Origin of the sequence: Psychrobacter sp. Pi2-1 (assembly GCF_904846645.1) — a bacterium.
Classification (GTDB): domain Bacteria; phylum Pseudomonadota; class Gammaproteobacteria; order Pseudomonadales; family Moraxellaceae; genus Psychrobacter.
Genome location: NZ_CAJHBO010000019.1, coordinates 1 through 15,926, shown reverse-complemented (window position 1 = coordinate 15,926; position 15,926 = coordinate 1). Strand labels below are relative to the sequence as shown.

Annotated in this window: 11 protein-coding genes; 4 read left to right on the top strand and 7 right to left on the bottom strand. The window is 44.7% G+C overall.

What is annotated here, in order from left to right:
- Positions 1–35: 35 nt before the first annotated feature.
- Positions 36–1,661 (top strand): flavin-containing monooxygenase, encoded by a 1,626-nt coding sequence (locus tag JMX91_RS10565; protein WP_201549037.1) that lies wholly within the window; start codon positions 36–38, stop codon positions 1,659–1,661.
- Between the two features lie 11 nt (positions 1,662–1,672).
- Here JMX91_RS10565 and JMX91_RS10560 read toward each other — a convergent pair whose 3' ends face one another.
- Positions 1,673–2,620, bottom strand: coding sequence for an NAD(P)-dependent oxidoreductase (locus tag JMX91_RS10560; protein ID WP_201549036.1), 948 nt, complete (start codon positions 2,618–2,620; stop codon positions 1,673–1,675).
- Between the two features lie 435 nt (positions 2,621–3,055).
- Here JMX91_RS10560 and rapA point away from each other — a divergent pair, with 435 nt between their 5' ends.
- A complete protein-coding gene (rapA, locus tag JMX91_RS10555; RefSeq protein WP_201549034.1) occupies positions 3,056–5,944 on the top strand; it encodes an RNA polymerase-associated protein RapA in 2,889 nt (962 codons plus the stop codon).
- A 360-nt stretch (positions 5,945–6,304) separates the two neighbouring features.
- On the top strand, positions 6,305–7,207 hold the full coding sequence (locus JMX91_RS10550) for an acyl-CoA thioesterase (protein ID WP_057761915.1): 903 nt from the start codon (positions 6,305–6,307) through the stop codon (positions 7,205–7,207).
- 86 nt (positions 7,208–7,293) lie between these two features.
- Here the strand turns inward: JMX91_RS10550 and mutY are convergent, their stop codons facing one another.
- The 5 genes from mutY to JMX91_RS10525 form a co-directional block, all read right to left on the bottom strand.
- Positions 7,294–8,565, bottom strand: a complete 1,272-nt coding sequence (gene mutY, locus JMX91_RS10545; RefSeq protein ID WP_201549032.1) for an A/G-specific adenine glycosylase — start codon at positions 8,563–8,565, stop codon at positions 7,294–7,296.
- A 130-nt stretch (positions 8,566–8,695) separates the two neighbouring features.
- On the bottom strand, positions 8,696–9,454 hold the full coding sequence (locus tag JMX91_RS10540; RefSeq protein WP_201549031.1) for a polymorphic toxin-type HINT domain-containing protein: 759 nt from the start codon (positions 9,452–9,454) through the stop codon (positions 8,696–8,698).
- An 84-nt stretch (positions 9,455–9,538) separates the two neighbouring features.
- Entirely contained in the window at positions 9,539–10,495 is a 957-nt protein-coding gene (gene ylqF, locus JMX91_RS10535) for a ribosome biogenesis GTPase YlqF (protein ID WP_201549028.1), read from the bottom strand.
- A 125-nt stretch (positions 10,496–10,620) separates the two neighbouring features.
- Positions 10,621–13,860 carry a DUF2339 domain-containing protein gene (locus tag JMX91_RS10530; protein WP_201549027.1) on the bottom strand — a complete coding sequence of 1,080 codons (3,240 nt, stop codon included), beginning with the start codon at positions 13,858–13,860 and terminating at the stop codon, positions 10,621–10,623.
- Between the two features lie 172 nt (positions 13,861–14,032).
- Positions 14,033–14,770, bottom strand: a complete 738-nt coding sequence (locus JMX91_RS10525; RefSeq protein ID WP_201549025.1) for a dienelactone hydrolase family protein — start codon at positions 14,768–14,770, stop codon at positions 14,033–14,035.
- A 145-nt stretch (positions 14,771–14,915) separates the two neighbouring features.
- Between JMX91_RS10525 and JMX91_RS10520 the strand changes: the two genes are divergently transcribed.
- On the top strand, positions 14,916–15,509 hold the full coding sequence (locus JMX91_RS10520; protein ID WP_201549024.1) for a YcgN family cysteine cluster protein: 594 nt from the start codon (positions 14,916–14,918) through the stop codon (positions 15,507–15,509).
- A gap of 23 nt (positions 15,510–15,532) precedes the next feature.
- On the opposite strand, the gene JMX91_RS10515 is transcribed toward JMX91_RS10520, so the two are convergent.
- Complete coding sequence (locus JMX91_RS10515) at positions 15,533–15,760, bottom strand: hypothetical protein (protein WP_227679383.1); 228 nt, start codon at positions 15,758–15,760, stop codon at positions 15,533–15,535.
- Between the last annotated feature and the right edge of the window lie 166 nt (positions 15,761–15,926).

Here is a 15,926-nt window from a genome sequence, read left to right as displayed (position 1 = left end):
TAAAATGCCAGTCATGCAAATACAAGGATGAAAGTATGCTTGATATCACCACTACCAAACAGGCTATCAAAAATCGCTTTAAAGGTAAAAAGTCAAAGACGGACAAAGTAGCCGACTATGAAGTATTGATTATCGGTGCGGGTATCGCAGGTATTGGTATGGCTTGCCGTTTACAGCAACAGCAGCATAAAGGCCTATTCGGTCATAAAGCTCCAAAAAAGCAAAAGCAGGCAAAATCGACTAATAAGCAAAAACCTCCACAGCGCTTTGCTATCTTAGAAAAGCGTGCTGATTTGGGTGGTACATGGGATTTATTTACCTATCCCGGGATTCGCTCTGACTCTGACGCCTTGACCTTTGGCTATAATTTTAGGCCGTGGCTTGATTATAGAATGCTTGCAGCAGGCGATGATATCAAACGCTATATCGCCGATACGGCACGCGAGTTTGGGGTGACCAAACATATCCATTATCAGCATGAAGTTCAGCAGATATCATGGTCTAGTGAGGAACAACAGTGGTCAGCAACTATTAAAAACCATGCAAGCGGTGAGATTTTTGTTAAGACTGCTAAGTTTATCGTAGGTGCCACTGGTTATTATGATTATGAGCAAGGCTATCGCCCTCGTTTTGAAGGAGAAGAGAATTTCCACGGTCAAATCGTCCATCCACAGCACTGGAATAATCTAGATTATAATGATAAAAAAGTCGTCGTTATTGGTAGCGGTGCCACAGCGATGACATTGCTACCTGCGCTAGTAGACAAAGACAGTAATCAGTGTGCGCGTCATGTCACGATGCTGCAGCGTACGCCGACCTATGTGGCAAGCGTGCCGGGTGATGACCATGCTATTGACTGGTTATCAGGCAAGTTTTCACCATTATCAAAAGAGCAGGCATATACGCTACTGCGTGCGCGTAATGTGCTGAGGCAGCAAGGCCTGTACAAAGTTGCGACTCATGCACCCAAGGTGATGAAGGCAGTCTTAAGAAGTGGGGTGAAAAAAGAGTTAAAAGGTAGCGACGTCGACAGCAAGCATTTTATGCCTGACTATAATCCATGGGATCAACGAGTATGTGCGGTACCTGACGGTGATTTATTCAAAGCCCTGCAGGACAAACGCGCAACAGTAGTGACCGATCAAATCAGCCACTTTACGGCAACGGGAATTATGCTGCAATCTGGCCAGCATCTCGACGCTGATATCATCGTTACTGCGACTGGCTTAAAGCTACAGATGTTGGGTGGGGCCGCGGTATATATCGACGGTCAGGCCGTCGATATCGGCACGCGTATGACTTATAAGGCAGTCATGATAGAAGGCATACCTAATATGGCTGCACTGTTTGGCTATACCAATGCCTCATGGACACTAAAAATCGATTTGGCTTGTCAATATGTAGTGAGGCTGTTGGGGTATATGCATAAAAACCATTATCAAGTCGCCATGCCACAAGCACAGACTGCGGATATGACAGCCTGCGCTCAAGCAGATACCGTGATGGGTTCGCTATCGTCTGGTTATGTTAGACGCGGCAAAGACGAGCTACCTAAGCAAGGCGATCGCTATCCTTGGTTTGTGACCAATAACTATCTAAGCGATCGAATTATGCTTAAGTATCGCAAGATAAAAGATGACTGGTTACGATTTAGTCGTTAGCGTCTTGGTAATTATTGATGATGGTTGTCGATGAAATCAGCCACTTGCTTGCTTAACATCTGCCACAAGGTCTCCTGGGCGCTTTTGCTGCCCCATGCATTGTGCGGACTAAAGATAACACGCGGATGGTCGCTGATACTGAGCAGTGGGTCATTATCAGCGATCGGTTCTTGTTCAAACACATCGCTAGCATAGCCGATGATTTGCTCATTATTAACCGCGTCAGTTAATGCTTGGCTATCAACAATGCCGCCACGGGCGACGTTGACGATGAGCGGTTGTTTGTCCATTTTAGCCAGAGTGTCTTTATTAATAAGATGCTCAGTTTGTTCATTCAATGGACAGTGCAGACTGATCACATCCGCACGCGCCAGCACTTCATCAAACGCGGTATAGTCGTCGCTGCGTGGTTCACGTCCTTGGTGCTCTGCCCACAGTACAGTCATGCCAAAGGCACGAGCGATTTCGGTTACGCGCTTACCGATGGTGCCAATACCGATAATACCTAACGTCTTATCTTCCAAATCAATCAGCGGAATATCCAGCAGGCAAAAATTACCGTTTGCCAGCCACGTGCCATCATTAACTTTTTGATGGTAGTGGATGCCTGCGCGCATTGCATTTAACATGAGCATAAATGTGTGTTCGGGAACGCTTTTGACCGCATAACCAGCGACATTGAACAGCGCAACATCGTGCTTATCGCAAGCGGCTTGATCGACGTTGTTCATGCCAGTGGCAGTCAGTTGGATCAGCTTAAGTTTCGGTAATTGCTTTATCACCTCAGCACCGATTTGCACTTTATTAGTGATAATAATGTCAGCATCTTTGCAACGCTCAATGATGACAGCCGTGTCTTTTGGCGTGTCGTTATAAGTGATGTAATCGCTCACACCCATTGGTGCTGGCAGGTCAATACCTTCAGAAAACGTACCTTTATCTAAAAAAACGGCTTGCATGGCTAGTCCTTACTTATTGTTGTCTTATAGATAATTAGCGAATAAATGGCTATCGCATGAATCCTTATCGGCTTAATGTAGCACGTTGGTATTTTTAGTCAAAAACGAATCGGCCAAATATCGATCGAATAGATATAAGCTGCTGATAAAGCAGGACAATCTGTATTATTTAACAATCGCGTATTTGTCTAACATAGTATCGATTAAATAGCTTATAAAGTCATAGCTATCGCAAGCTGCCTCTTGAAAAGTCAACTTAACGCACTCATCTACCCGCTAACGTTATATAATGGTGTGACTGAGCTGCTGGCTATACTAAGATTACGACATTTATTTTGCGTCTATTGACGATTTATGTTCTTTGTAATCTTACCGCTATGACAATCTACCATTGCTATCTAAATTTCATTATCTGAGTACAAAAGACATCGCCTTATGACTATCTCTATTGCTTCATTGCACAGTACTGAATTCGCCGTTGGTCAACGTTATTTATCTGATACGGAGTCTGAGCTTGGCTTAGGTGTGGTCATCGATGTTGACGACCGATGTGTGCATATTTTATTTCCGCAAAGTGAAGAGACACGCGTCTACGCCAAAAACTCTGCGCCATTATCGCGCGTGGTGTTTAAAGTAGGCGATAGCATCTACGATCAAGATGGCAAAAGCTATACGGTCAATGCTGTTGATGAAGTGATGGGTGTACTGAAATATGGCGTCGATGAGCACGAGCGCGGCATCATGGAAACCCGCCTTGCTGCCAATATCACGTTGGCCAAGCCGCTTGAGCGTTTGCTTGCTGGCCGTATTGAGCGCGGTGACTGGTATGAGCTGCGTCAAGATATCTTGCGCATGCAGTCAGCGTTGGCAGGCCATCCACTAAAAGGTCTAATGGGTGCGCGTGTTGATATCATCGAGCATCAGCTATATATCGCACATGAAGTCGGTAAGCGTATCGCGCCGCGTGTACTACTGGCTGATGAAGTTGGTCTTGGTAAGACTATCGAAGCAGGCATGATTATTCATCAGCAGTTGCTGACGGGCAAAGCTGAGCGTGTGTTGATTTTGGTGCCAGACAGCTTGCAGTACCAATGGATGATTGAGCTGCGTCGTCGCTTTAATCTAAATTTCGCATTGTTTGATCTAGTGCGTACTGCGGCTATTAAAGAACACGATCCTGAACAAAACGTCTTTGCCACTGAGCAATGTATAATTGGTGGTATGGATCTGTTGCTCGACCACCCAGACTTATACGACCAAGCGATGGATGCAGGGTTTGATTTATTAGTTGTTGATGAGGCGCATCATCTGCATTGGGATGAAGCACAGGGCGGCAATGATAAGTATGACCTGATTGCGGATTTCGCAGAAGAAACGCCAGGCGTGATGTTATTGACGGCAACGCCAGAGCAGCTTGGTGCGCAAAGCCACTTTGCCCGTCTGCGTTTGCTGGATCCAGATCGCTTTGATGATTTAGATGAGTTTATCGATGGTCAAGAAGCTTTTGCAGAGACAGCAGCAGTTGCTGGTGTCTTAATAGAAGAAAAGCCATTGAATAAAGGCCAAATCGCTGCTTTAAGTAGTTTATTAGATATTAGTATTGAAGAGTTATCTTCAATCAATGAAGATGAAAAACTGCGTACACATGCGCTAAACGAGCTGTTAGATCGTCATGGTACAGGTCGTATTTTGTTCCGTAACACTCGTGAGAGTGTCAAAGGTTTCTACGGCCGTAGTAGCCAGCCATATCCACTGCCACTACCTGAGGCATGGAAAGACAGCTATCAAACCAATGGTAAGTTGCGTGAGCAGCTATGGGGCGAAGAAAACCAACCAGACGGTGGTTGGCTAGAAGATGATCCGCGTGTTTCTTGGTTGATTGATATTTTGCGCGGTGAGCTTAAGCATCAAAAAGTCCTATTAATCGCTCGTAGTGGTGCGACGGTAGAGAGTTTAGAGGCGGTATTGCGTCTGCATGCAGGCATTAAGACAGCTATCTTTACTGAGCAGATGACTTTGCTTGAGCGTGACCAAGCAGCTGCATTCTTTGCAGATAGTGAAGGCGCACAGATACTACTGTGTTCGGAGATTGGTTCAGAAGGTCGTAACTTCCAGTTTGCAAGCCAATTAATACTATGGGATCTACCTGCTAACCCAGATACGTTAGAGCAGCGTATCGGCCGTCTAGATCGTATCGGTCAGACGCAGCAAATCATGCTACATGTGCCTTATGTGCAAGGTACAGCGCAAGAGCGTCTGTATCAGTGGTATAACGATGCGCTGAACATGTTCAATCAGATATCGCCAACCGCACAAAGCGTACAAGAGCAATATATCCAAGAGCTTAAGCCAATGCTTGAGGGTGCTGATACCGCTGAAAATAATGTCATCTTGCAAGACATCATTGACGAGGCGCTACAGACACGTTTGGGACTAGAAGCACAGCTACAAGCTGGTCGTGACCGTCTGCTAGAGTACAACTCATGCCGTCCGCGTGTCGCTGGTCGTATCGCTGATGCTATGCGTGACTTTGATGGTAATAATTTGCTGCCGCACTTCATTGAGCGTTTCTTTGCATCTGCCAATATCGATCACAACATCCAACGTGATGGCTCGTGGGTGATCGCGCCTATCGATAGTACCGAGATCAGTGACTATATTGATGGTTTGCCACTTGGTGATGAAGACGGTATGACCCTGACCTTTGAGCGTGAGCAAGCGCTTCAGCGTGAAGATATCGAATTCATCACTCACGAGCATCCATTGATGCGGGCAATTTATGAGCTAGCGAGTACCAGCACTTTTGGTAATACGACAGTTGCTATGCTAAAAAGTGCCGCGGTTCCGCAAGGTATGGTACTGCTAGAGGTAAACTTCCGTGTTGAAGCAATCGCGCCAAAAGTGCTTAATCTGCCAGCGACTTTGTCCACGCAAAATATCCGTGTCTTTATCAGTGAGCAGGGCAGCGACTTATCGGCTCGTATCAGTGCTGAGATGATTATGCCGCACGTTGAGCGATTGGATAAAAACCGTGCTCGCCAAGTCATTAAAGTACGCGGCGATGTGATTGAGCAGCGTTATTACGAAGCTGAAGACATCGCTCGTCAGCAGATCGCTGAAATTGGTGAGCAAGCAAGTACACGCTTTAGCCAGCAGTGGTCACGCGAAATCAAGCGTCTAAAACATCTACAAACGATCAATCCAAACGTACGTCCTGAAGAGATTGAGCGTCTAGAGCAGCTTAAAGCTCAAGGTGAGCAAGCGCTTGGTAACTTGTCATTAGTACCGGACTCTATTCGCGTACTCGTAGCAGTTAAGCCATAAACATCAGCGTATTTTTCAAAAACGAGGTGTTATTATACATCTCGTTTTTTTATGGTTGAGATTGCTTGCTTCGCTCTTTAGTTGCGATTTGTCTAGCAAAAACAGCTAAGCAATACTTATGAGTAAGCTGACAGCAACTAGTCAAAGCCACCAATATTGGGTAAGATGTTTACCTTTTCTATAGAAAATAAATATTCGGTGATAACATCGCTAACGATGTCTGTATGTTTATTTTAAGATCTCCTTCGACAGATCTTAACCAGTGATCTCGCATTATTTTACATTCAAATATGATGGCTATATGGCATCAATATCATCAGATGCTGAGCGTTTTTGATAAAAATAAGGAAACATATCGTCATGTCCGATAATCTACAACTGATTGATGAGCTGCTGGCTACTATCGCGCTTATTGAAGTTACCCCTGATGTGTTTGAGGGTAAAAGCCATGACTATGTGGGCAGTCGTATATTTGGTGGGCAGGTGCTCGCTCAAGCAATTATGGCAGCGGCGCATACATTAGACAAAGACAAACCTTGTCACTCACTGCATGGGTATTTTTTGCGTGGTGGCGATATCAACCAACCGGTGATATACCAAGTCCGTCGATTGCGTGATGGTCGTAGCTTGTCTGCACGTGAAGTCACGGCTATCCAGTACAAAGAAGTACGTGGTAAGCCGCCTGTTGAGCAAGTGATATTTTCAATGATTGCCTCGTTCTCACCGATGGAAGATGGGCTTGAGTATCAAGAAGACATGCCTGTCTATCCACCGCCAGAAGACTTGCTGACAGAGCAAGATTTAAAAGAAGAGAATGTCGGAAAAGTGCCAGAAGCGCTAAAAGCAAGATTTATGCGCCGCCGTCATGTCGAGATTAAGCCAGTAAAGCCGCGTAATCCGATTAGCCCAGAGCCAATGAAACCTAAGCAAGCAAACTGGCTACGCATTCGTGAATTGGGCAATCAGCCAGTGGCTATTCAGCAAGCACTATTGGCATTTTCGTCAGACTTTTATTTGGTTGGCACAGGGCTGATGTCACATGGTGTTAGCTTTATGACCAGTGGTCTGCAAGCTGCCAGTATCGATCACTCGATGCATTTCCATCGTGATTTTGATTTGAATAAATGGATGCTGTATGACATGTGGAGTGATACCACGTCTAATGCGAAAGGCTTGAATCATGGTCAGTTTTGGCAAGATGGCAAACTGGTTGCTACCGTGCAACAAGAAGGCCTCATGCGTTTACGTGTGCCAAAGTCCTAGGGTTATTTAGACTCAGCTATCTTTATATTATCATCATAAAAAAGCGGCTCGTTATTAATAGTGAGTCGCTTTTTTATTGCAACTTTTTACTCTAAGATCTTAACCATCGCGCGAGGTAGCCCTAGGCTGTCTTGCGCTTTTTGTTCGGTTAACCATTTAAAGTCGATTTCAGCCGCTGCTAATGTCTGATTTAGCTCAGTTATCTGCGTCGCATTAATTGTTAATTTACGCGGGGTCAAATACCAGTGAAAATGCGTCAGCGAATGCTTGATAGGGGCGTCATCGAGTAAAGTAGTGCTGACTGACTTTGCCACCAGTTCATTTTTTATCAGCCATTCATTTATGATTTGCTCGGCAGTGGTAAATTCTGCTTCGTATACTTTTTCATTACTACGTACGTCATTTGGCATATTCGATAGTTTGTCATCGTTAGCTTCTACTTTCTTCGCAGTGTTACCACTCGTTTTACCATCAACTTTTTCCACGAACTGTAATGGTAAGCTCCATAATCCGCCCCAGATACCGTTGTCAGGGCGCTGTAGCCATAGTATGTCACCATCTGCACTTTCGATCAGCAGGGCATCACTGAACTTACTAGGTTTAGGCTGCTTTTTTGCTTTGACGGGGTAATCAGTCTCGCGCCCTTGCGCATGGGATAGGCAGTCGGCTTGCAATGGACATAATAGACACGCAGGCTTGCTACGGGTACATAATGTCGCACCCATATCCATCATGGCTTGCGCAAATAGTCCGGAGTTCTCTGTCGGTGTTAGTCGCTCTGCTAATGCCCATAAATCTTTGGTGGTAGCAGATTTGGTGATATCGCCGTCGATAGCGGCCCAACGTGTCAGCACTCGTTTGACATTACCATCGCAGATGACGCCATAATGATGTAATCCCATCGCCATAATCGCGCCAGCAGTTGATGGCCCAACGCCCGAAATCGCTTCCCATCCTGCTAGCGTCTGCGGAAACTCGCCCGTTTCATCGATTACCTCAACCAACTGTTTAGCACCTTTATGCAAATTACGTGCGCGTGCATAATAGCCAAGTCCTGCCCAATGCTCTGCTACGGTATCCCATTCTGCTGCTGCCAAATCATGCACGGTCGGAAACGATGCCATAAATCGCGCAAAGTAGGGCAGCACTGTCGTCACTTGTGTTTGCTGAAGCATTACTTCGGATAACCAAACGATATAAGGATTTGGCGTATCGGTCTTGTGTTGTTGCCAGGGTAAGTCATGGCGACCGTTTTCGGCAAACCAATCGAGTAGGCGTGGGGCGAAGGAGTTGAGAGATTTGGGGGAGTGATTGAAGGTAGTGTCAGAAGCTTTAGAGTTAGCAGTTGGCTGGGTCATAGGCTCTTATATTTAGTCTTTTAAAGGTGACCAATTATACCTGATATACGTATTTGCTACGACCTAACTTGGACCTGATATTATTGAACAACATAATAGAAATAACTACTTAACGATTTTTTTACTAACTCTATTTATAAATACGACAGTTAGCGTCACGAATCCAAACGCCATGCTCACCTATAAAATAAGTATGAGTATTCTCAACTGTTATGTTATAAACCGTTGAGATAAAGTACCTGTCTTCATAATTGTCAGCCCAAGTAATTCCATTGGGAGCATAATCCCAATAATTTATTTGTTCATTTAGCCAATTATCTAAACTTAAAAATGGTGTTGAGATTTTGTTGTTTGAGAAGTTTATCAAATACCCATTTTCAGCACCTGTCTCTCCTAGTCCTTCTAAATCACTAGCAACCCAGCCAATATTAGTATCTGCGGTTCTTAATACAGGTGACCATTCAAAAATAATTGCTTTATTACCATTAGACAATATTACTTCATCGCCATGTCTAAGCAAATCAGCTCGAGTCCAACCAATATCCACCTTCCAACACGGATGATTCGGCGTTGCAAAAACTTCTATTGTTGTGGAAATATCATCTTTAGTAGATTCTACTAAGCGTAAAAGGTGAATTGATTTATTTTGAAATTTATGAGCTTCAGTTATCTTTTGATAGTTTGATTCACCGTTTGGATTGTTCTCTGATTTAGATAATACCTTATCACCAACCTTTATGTCTTGAATGGATACCAGACCTTTGTCCGTATTTACTAATGTACCTGCTACAAAGCCAACTGACTGAAAGGTCGAGTCAGGCAGCAGTTCATGAACGTTTTTGTGTTCTAAGCTAATTGTTAGCCTCGCTTTTATTAATGGTGAGAGCATCTGCTAATTATGAGCATGGTACTGATTACTTTGCGTAATAAACTCTGTTTCACCGCGATTTCTATCCATACAGACACCGCAGTGTTACTTCCGATTCTGTCGCGTACGCTTCTTGCGTAAGCGCTTTTCTTCCTCTTTCGCCTTTTTCTTCTCTTCAGCAGCGAGTCGTTGTTCAGCGACGACGATTTCTTCCGCTTCAGTCATCGCTGGTGTTTCTAGCGTGATGCGACCAATCTTTGCGCTACGCAGCTCGTTAATCAGAATCTCAGACATACGGTACGTATCGACTTGATTGCCAGCGCGTACACAGCCGCGATTACGTCCAGCGACTTCAAAGAACTCCCAATCAGTCTTTGGCAGCTCTTCAATTTTATAGCGAGTTTTTAGCAGCTCAGGATAGGCTTGCATCAAGTACTCAGCGGTATAGCTGGCTACATCAGCGAAGTCAAAAGCAGTATCACGAATACCGCCTGTCGCTGCTAAACGATAACCAGAGTTTTCGTTTTCAACTTTTGGCCATAGCATACCAGGTGTGTCATAGAGCATGATGTCATCGTCGAGCTTAATTAGCTGCTGCGATTTGGTCACGGCTGGCTCATCGCCTGTCTTCGCCACAGCGCGTCCTGCTAGCGTATTGATCAGCGTTGATTTACCAACGTTTGGAATACCCATAATCATCGCTTTGATTTGGCGACCAGTCCCGACTTTATTGGGTACGAGATGCTTACAGATAGCGATAATACGTTTTACATCATTGGCTTTTTCAGTATCGCACGCAATGGCTTTGACCCCATCTTGCTGCTCGAGATAATCCATCCATGCTTGAGTCAACTCAGGATCGGCAAGGTCAGCTTTGTTCAGGATTTTGATAACAGGTTTTTCACCGCGTAGTGCTGCGACCATTGGGTTTTCACTACTATAAGGAATACGCGCATCGATGACCTCGATGACCAAATCCATCTGCGGCATGACTTCTTTGATTTCGTTACGGGCTTTGTTCATATGCCCAGGGAACCACTGAATACTTGCTCTCTTATCCATCTGCTTTCATAACCTTTTATAAAAAATGCTAAAAGTAAAACAATCAACGTTTACTTTCTAATGGTGTCCAGTTTACTACAGAACCACCTTGCTCACGGCACAATTTCACCCAACCAGCTTTGTCATTACGCTTGATTTTGGTTTTCTGTTTCCTCATGCGCGGGTGGTAATGGGGCGAGATAGCCAATTAATAGTATTAAACTGCCTGCGCCAATGAAGGATATCACTCGCCAAATCGCTTCGGTCTGTGACAAATCTACCAAGACCAGCTTGAGAACGACGATACCTAACAATCCAATACCCATAAACCAAAGCGCACGCTGCCAGTAGCGACTCGCCATGATGGTGGCGACCAATGCCAAGAGCGTCCATAAGATCGTCAGTCCAGTTTGTACCTGCTCGCTCTGCCATGCGCCGCCTTGATAGTCATTCCAAAGCGGTGTGCCAATAAAGGCGTGTAGCGTTCTGACCAATATGCTGGAGATTAACCAAAAGCTTATCAGACCCAATATAATTAGCAGACTCTCAGCGGTGAATACGCGCTTAGATTTGGCAGTTGCACTCGGCTCGGTAATGGTTTCATTGTGGCGACGTTGGCTAATGTAGTACAGACTAAAACCAACCAATAATGTCAGCCATGATGTGATGTCATATAGGTTGAACAATGGAAAATAAGACAGTTCCCAAATCACACCGTCATAAGACCAATTGGTAAGCACAACCCACAGTAAAGCAATAGGAGCAAAAATGGCTGCGCATCCTAATAGTGCCTGTTGCCAATCAAACCAGTACAGCAGACCGTGTTCTGAAACTTTATTGGTCGATGTATTTTCTGCATTTTTTCTCTTATAACTACGATTGAACCATAACCCAAATAATATGAGTGTCGCTGAAAACAAGAAAGCCATCACGCCATCAGAGTCTGGTAGGCCATAATGCGCCGCGGCAGCAATGAGTAAGATGCCCGTACCTAGCCAGCTTGCAGCAGTATAGCGTGAGGTATTGCTGTTATCGGACCATGTATCAGTCCATGTATCAGACCATGTTTTTAGCCATAGCTGCCCCATGACTAACCAACCGATTATTAAGCCTACGAATACCAACCATTCCGCTGTTGTCCATGTTAAATTTTGCTCAAATTTTTGTGGCAGTTGCAGTATTAGCATGAAGTAGAACAAGGCTAGTAACCCATGACTAAGCTGTCTGATTTCCGCCCACGGACGATAGCGATTGATGACCCAATAAGCGATCAAGCTGATGAGTGTTGCCAGTGCAATTACGGTCGTGCTTGATTGCCAGATAACAAACCAATGATGCAAATCAAGCATTAGTACTTGTAGCATCCAAGCCATCGCGGTCAGTGTCAAAAACTTGATGAATCTAGGGCTATGCCAAACGAATTTGAATACGCGGCTCTGACTATTGATAGAGGTCAGCCATTGCTGCGCCGCTTGCGTACTGACACCCAGCGCATGGGCATAGCTGGCTGATGCATCTGATGTACTGTCCAGTGATTGTGATTGTATGACCGAGGATGTTGTAGGGCCTTTATTGTTAAGGTTATTGAGGTTGTTACTGCTATCTAAGCTATTAATTAGCGCAGCAGGGGAGTTGCTAGCGCGTAATATAAAGACGGTCGCTAGATAACTGAGCGCTGAAATACTAAAGGCTAAAACGGGATAGTCTTGGATAGAGAATATCGCTGTCGTCACTAGCATACCAATGCTTACGAGCTGTAATAGCAAGCCGAATAATACAGACCACGACCGCAGCGAGCGTCGTCCAAACCATACTAGCGCCAACCCTTGTACTGACCAACCAAAAGCAATCCATTCAGCATCTAGTGCTAGCGGAATAACGAGCGCAAAGAACCCTAACCCTAACGCCAGCATGCCTTCGGTGATTAAGGCATAGCGTCTACTGCGCTGGATGAACAACCAGCCCATCCCAAGATAAACCATAGCCAAAATGGCACTGGTAATCGTGAGGGCGTTAGAGATGTCGTTTAGTAAGGCAGAAAATAAGCCAAAGGCCAGTAGAGGTACTGAAAACAGTAAACCCGTGTCAATAGGGAATACATAGGAGCTGCCTACATGGGCTCTGTCCAAGTGTTTTGTGTCATCTACATTATCAGCATGACTGAGGTCTTTTTCATTTAGCGCATTATAGGTAATGATTTGCTGCGCATAACGAATGACGACAAATAAGTAAAGCAGCCAGTGTAAGGTTACTAACGCTACCAATGACCAGCGCTGTGTCTCAATGATGGCACTCAGGTTTTCGCTGATACCCCAATAGTATGCCAAGCCAAATGTCACAGTCACACCGAATAGGTTTAATATTTTCCACGGTCGATAGTGAGCAATGACGGCAATGGTGACGTTTAGCAGTAGATAATAGCTGAATAAGGTAACCAAGCTGCCAGTATCTTCACTGGTCAAAATCGGTGCAAAAAATCCACCCGATAATGCCAGTAATGCTAATGGAAAAGCGTTTTGACGTACGGCGAGAGCAATGGTAATCGCAGACAATAACCCAAGTCCGATAAAGCTCGGTACACTTGGAATAATTTCATAAACACTGTAAGCAAAAAAGGTACTTAGATACGCAATTGCTAAGCCTGCGCCCTGTAGCGTGATTCCATACGAGAAGCGTTTTGCGGTCAGCTTTAATCCAAGTGCTGCCAATGCTAATCCTGTAACGCCAACTGCTATCAACTTCGTGGCAATCGAAATCTCGATATATTCGCTGAGTAAGCGAAGCAGGAGCACCACACCTACCAACAGCACCAGTACACCGACTCGCACGACCAAGTTGCCACCGAAAAACCAGTTTTTGATTGAGTGAATGAGCGAGGTAACGATAGGCAATGAGCGTTCATCAGGCTCAATCGGTGCGGTAGACGCTGTGTTTTGCGTATTTATCGAGGCATTATTGTCTATAGATTTATCGTCATAGATGTTTGATGCTGCATGTATGGTTGAGTTTGAAGCAACGGTAGGAAGCGGTGGTGGTGATACAGGCAGCCGATTATCTAGAGAAGAGTGTTGTGAGTCAAAAGCTATTTCTTTAGCATCATGGTCTTTAGTGTTACTGTCTTTAGGAACATGGTCTTTAGGAATATTGTCTTTAAGATCATTATCGTTAGTAGTAGTGTTGCGTGCGTAATTGCTTTTATCGATCAAAGGTGCAGATGGAGGCGACATAATACGATGTCTTTGCTGCTCAAGCTCAGCTTGCAGCGTCGTTACATCACGGCGTAGATGCTCGATTTTTCGAGCTATCCTAGTATATAATGCGACCACTACGATCAATAAAATCGTAAAAGCCAGCCAGCCCAACTGGGTCACCATTAGATACAACATCTTCGTCACTCAATCCAGTTTATAGTAAAGTGATAATGACGTGATTTGATAAGAAGCACAAGACTACTCTGATTACTGGGCTAAAAGACAAATGCTAGAATGACACTCAAAATAAAAGGGTAGCTTAATAATTAAGCTACCCTTTTTAATGGTCTTTATACCAAATCGTTTTTTATGCTAAATTGGCTTTCATAAACTCAAGCATGTTTTCCCAGCTTTGTTTAGCAGCAGCTTCATTGTAGCCAAGATCTACTTCATTTTTGGCGGCGCGCTCATCAGCATGCGGATTGGTAAAGCCATGTTTGGCATTGTCATAGACGTCGATAGTGTAGTCAACATCGGCTGCGTCTAGCTCTGATTTCAGACCTTCGATAGCATCCATTGATACCATTGAGTCATCACGGCCATGAGCAACCAACACTTTTGCTGCAAAGTTTTTGTCTGCTGGATGTTTTGGGGTTGGGTTACCATGGAACGTGGCGACCGCTTTTAGCGGCATGCCTTCGCGAGCCATATCTAGTACAACTTTACCACCGAAGCAGTAACCGATTGCGCCTAGGTTGTCACCATCGACAGATAACTGATCGCTGAAGTCATTAAGAATTAAGCGGCAGCGTGCCATCAGCATGTCTTGATCAGCAAGTACTTGCTCCATCCACATGTTTGCCTGCGCTGCATCAGTAGTTAGTTTGCCTTCACCGTAAACGTCCATAGCGACTGCTGCATAACCTGCCTCTGCCAAACGCTCAACCACTGATTTTGGATGATCAACCACGCCCCACCATTCTGGTGCAACCAAGATACCTGCTGCTGGATTTTCATCTGAAGCGTTCTCTGGTAGTGCTACATAACTGATAAGTTCTACACCATTCTCGGTAGTACTGATTAATTCAAACGTCTTAATTGACATATTATTGTCCTTTTTTATGTTGTGAGTTTTAATTATTCGTCATTGTGATGGTTCGTTTTTCTAACTCGTACTACCTTAACGCCCATGTCTAGCAAAAACAGCTATAATACTGTAACGCTCTTTATCAAAATGCTACTGCGACCCTATGACTATAAATTTCTTAAACAAAAATGATGAACAATCAGGCTTGCATTCAGGCGTCAATCCAGATGGTAAGCTTGCGCAATCGGTAAGTTTATTTCCTGATAGTGCTGATACTGATTCTAGGTCTGAGCCACTACGCCCGCAGTTTTGGTCAAGATTTGCCTTAAACGAGCTAAACCATAGCGAATGGGAAGCGTTGTGTGATGGCTGCGGCAGCTGCTGCTTAATCAAATACATCGATAATGATGATGACGAAGAGCTGGTCGAGTATACCGATGTGACGTGTCAGCTCATGGACTGTGCGACAGGTTATTGTCAACACTATGCCACACGTCAAGAGCACGTACCAGACTGTATTCAGCTGACCATGGACAACTTGCCTAATATGATGTGGCTACCATCGCATTGCGCCTACAAGCGCTTGTATAAAGGGCAGAATTTACCAAGCTGGCATCTATTATTGACTGAGGATGCTGTAGTCACCCAGCACGAGATGCGTGCGGCTAATGTGGGTGTCGCTGGCCGCTGTATATCGGAGATTGGTATGTCTGATGAAGAGATGGAAACACGTGTGGTTAATTGGGTGAATCCATAACTGCTATAGGGAAGATTATCACGCTAATAAGATACCTGAGCAGTCGATTTGGCTTTTGCTTCAGCACTAGATTGAGAGTCGGCCAATGGTGGTATTGGAATATCTTGACGAATTTGCCGAGAGAACTCACGGCTATTGGCAATAGAGTGCAGGTTATTGAAGCCACTCGATTTTGGATTAATATGGGTGCGCTCATACCACGTATCCATCGACCAAGGCTGGTTGTCCTTTTCTGGCGCCGCATCCAACATACCTACATCATATAGATAGTTCGGTAACCAACCAGAGACCTGTAGTGGTCAACTAATTTAGGACAGCTGATAAGAGGTTTTGATTAAAGTAACGTCTCTCTTTTTCTGCTGGCGGCAAATAATCGTTGAAAGCATGCGGTCTCACGGTCTGATAATAGCCCCAGAT

Coding starts and splice junctions, on each gene's coding strand:
- ylqF (WP_201549028.1), bottom strand. CDS start 10,495: ATGGATAAGAGAGCAAGTATTCAGTGGTTCCCTGGGCATATGAACAAA.
- JMX91_RS10550 (WP_057761915.1), top strand. CDS start 6,305: ATGTCCGATAATCTACAACTGATTGATGAGCTGCTGGCTACTATCGCG.
- mutY (WP_201549032.1), bottom strand. CDS start 8,565: ATGACCCAGCCAACTGCTAACTCTAAAGCTTCTGACACTACCTTCAAT.
- JMX91_RS10530 (WP_201549027.1), bottom strand. CDS start 13,860: ATGTTGTATCTAATGGTGACCCAGTTGGGCTGGCTGGCTTTTACGATT.
- JMX91_RS10565 (WP_201549037.1), top strand. CDS start 36: ATGCTTGATATCACCACTACCAAACAGGCTATCAAAAATCGCTTTAAA.
- JMX91_RS10525 (WP_201549025.1), bottom strand. CDS start 14,770: ATGTCAATTAAGACGTTTGAATTAATCAGTACTACCGAGAATGGTGTA.
- JMX91_RS10520 (WP_201549024.1), top strand. CDS start 14,916: ATGACTATAAATTTCTTAAACAAAAATGATGAACAATCAGGCTTGCAT.
- JMX91_RS10540 (WP_201549031.1), bottom strand. CDS start 9,454: ATGCTCTCACCATTAATAAAAGCGAGGCTAACAATTAGCTTAGAACAC.
- rapA (WP_201549034.1), top strand. CDS start 3,056: ATGACTATCTCTATTGCTTCATTGCACAGTACTGAATTCGCCGTTGGT.
- JMX91_RS10515 (WP_227679383.1), bottom strand. CDS start 15,760: ATGTTGGATGCGGCGCCAGAAAAGGACAACCAGCCTTGGTCGATGGAT.
- JMX91_RS10560 (WP_201549036.1), bottom strand. CDS start 2,620: ATGCAAGCCGTTTTTTTAGATAAAGGTACGTTTTCTGAAGGTATTGAC.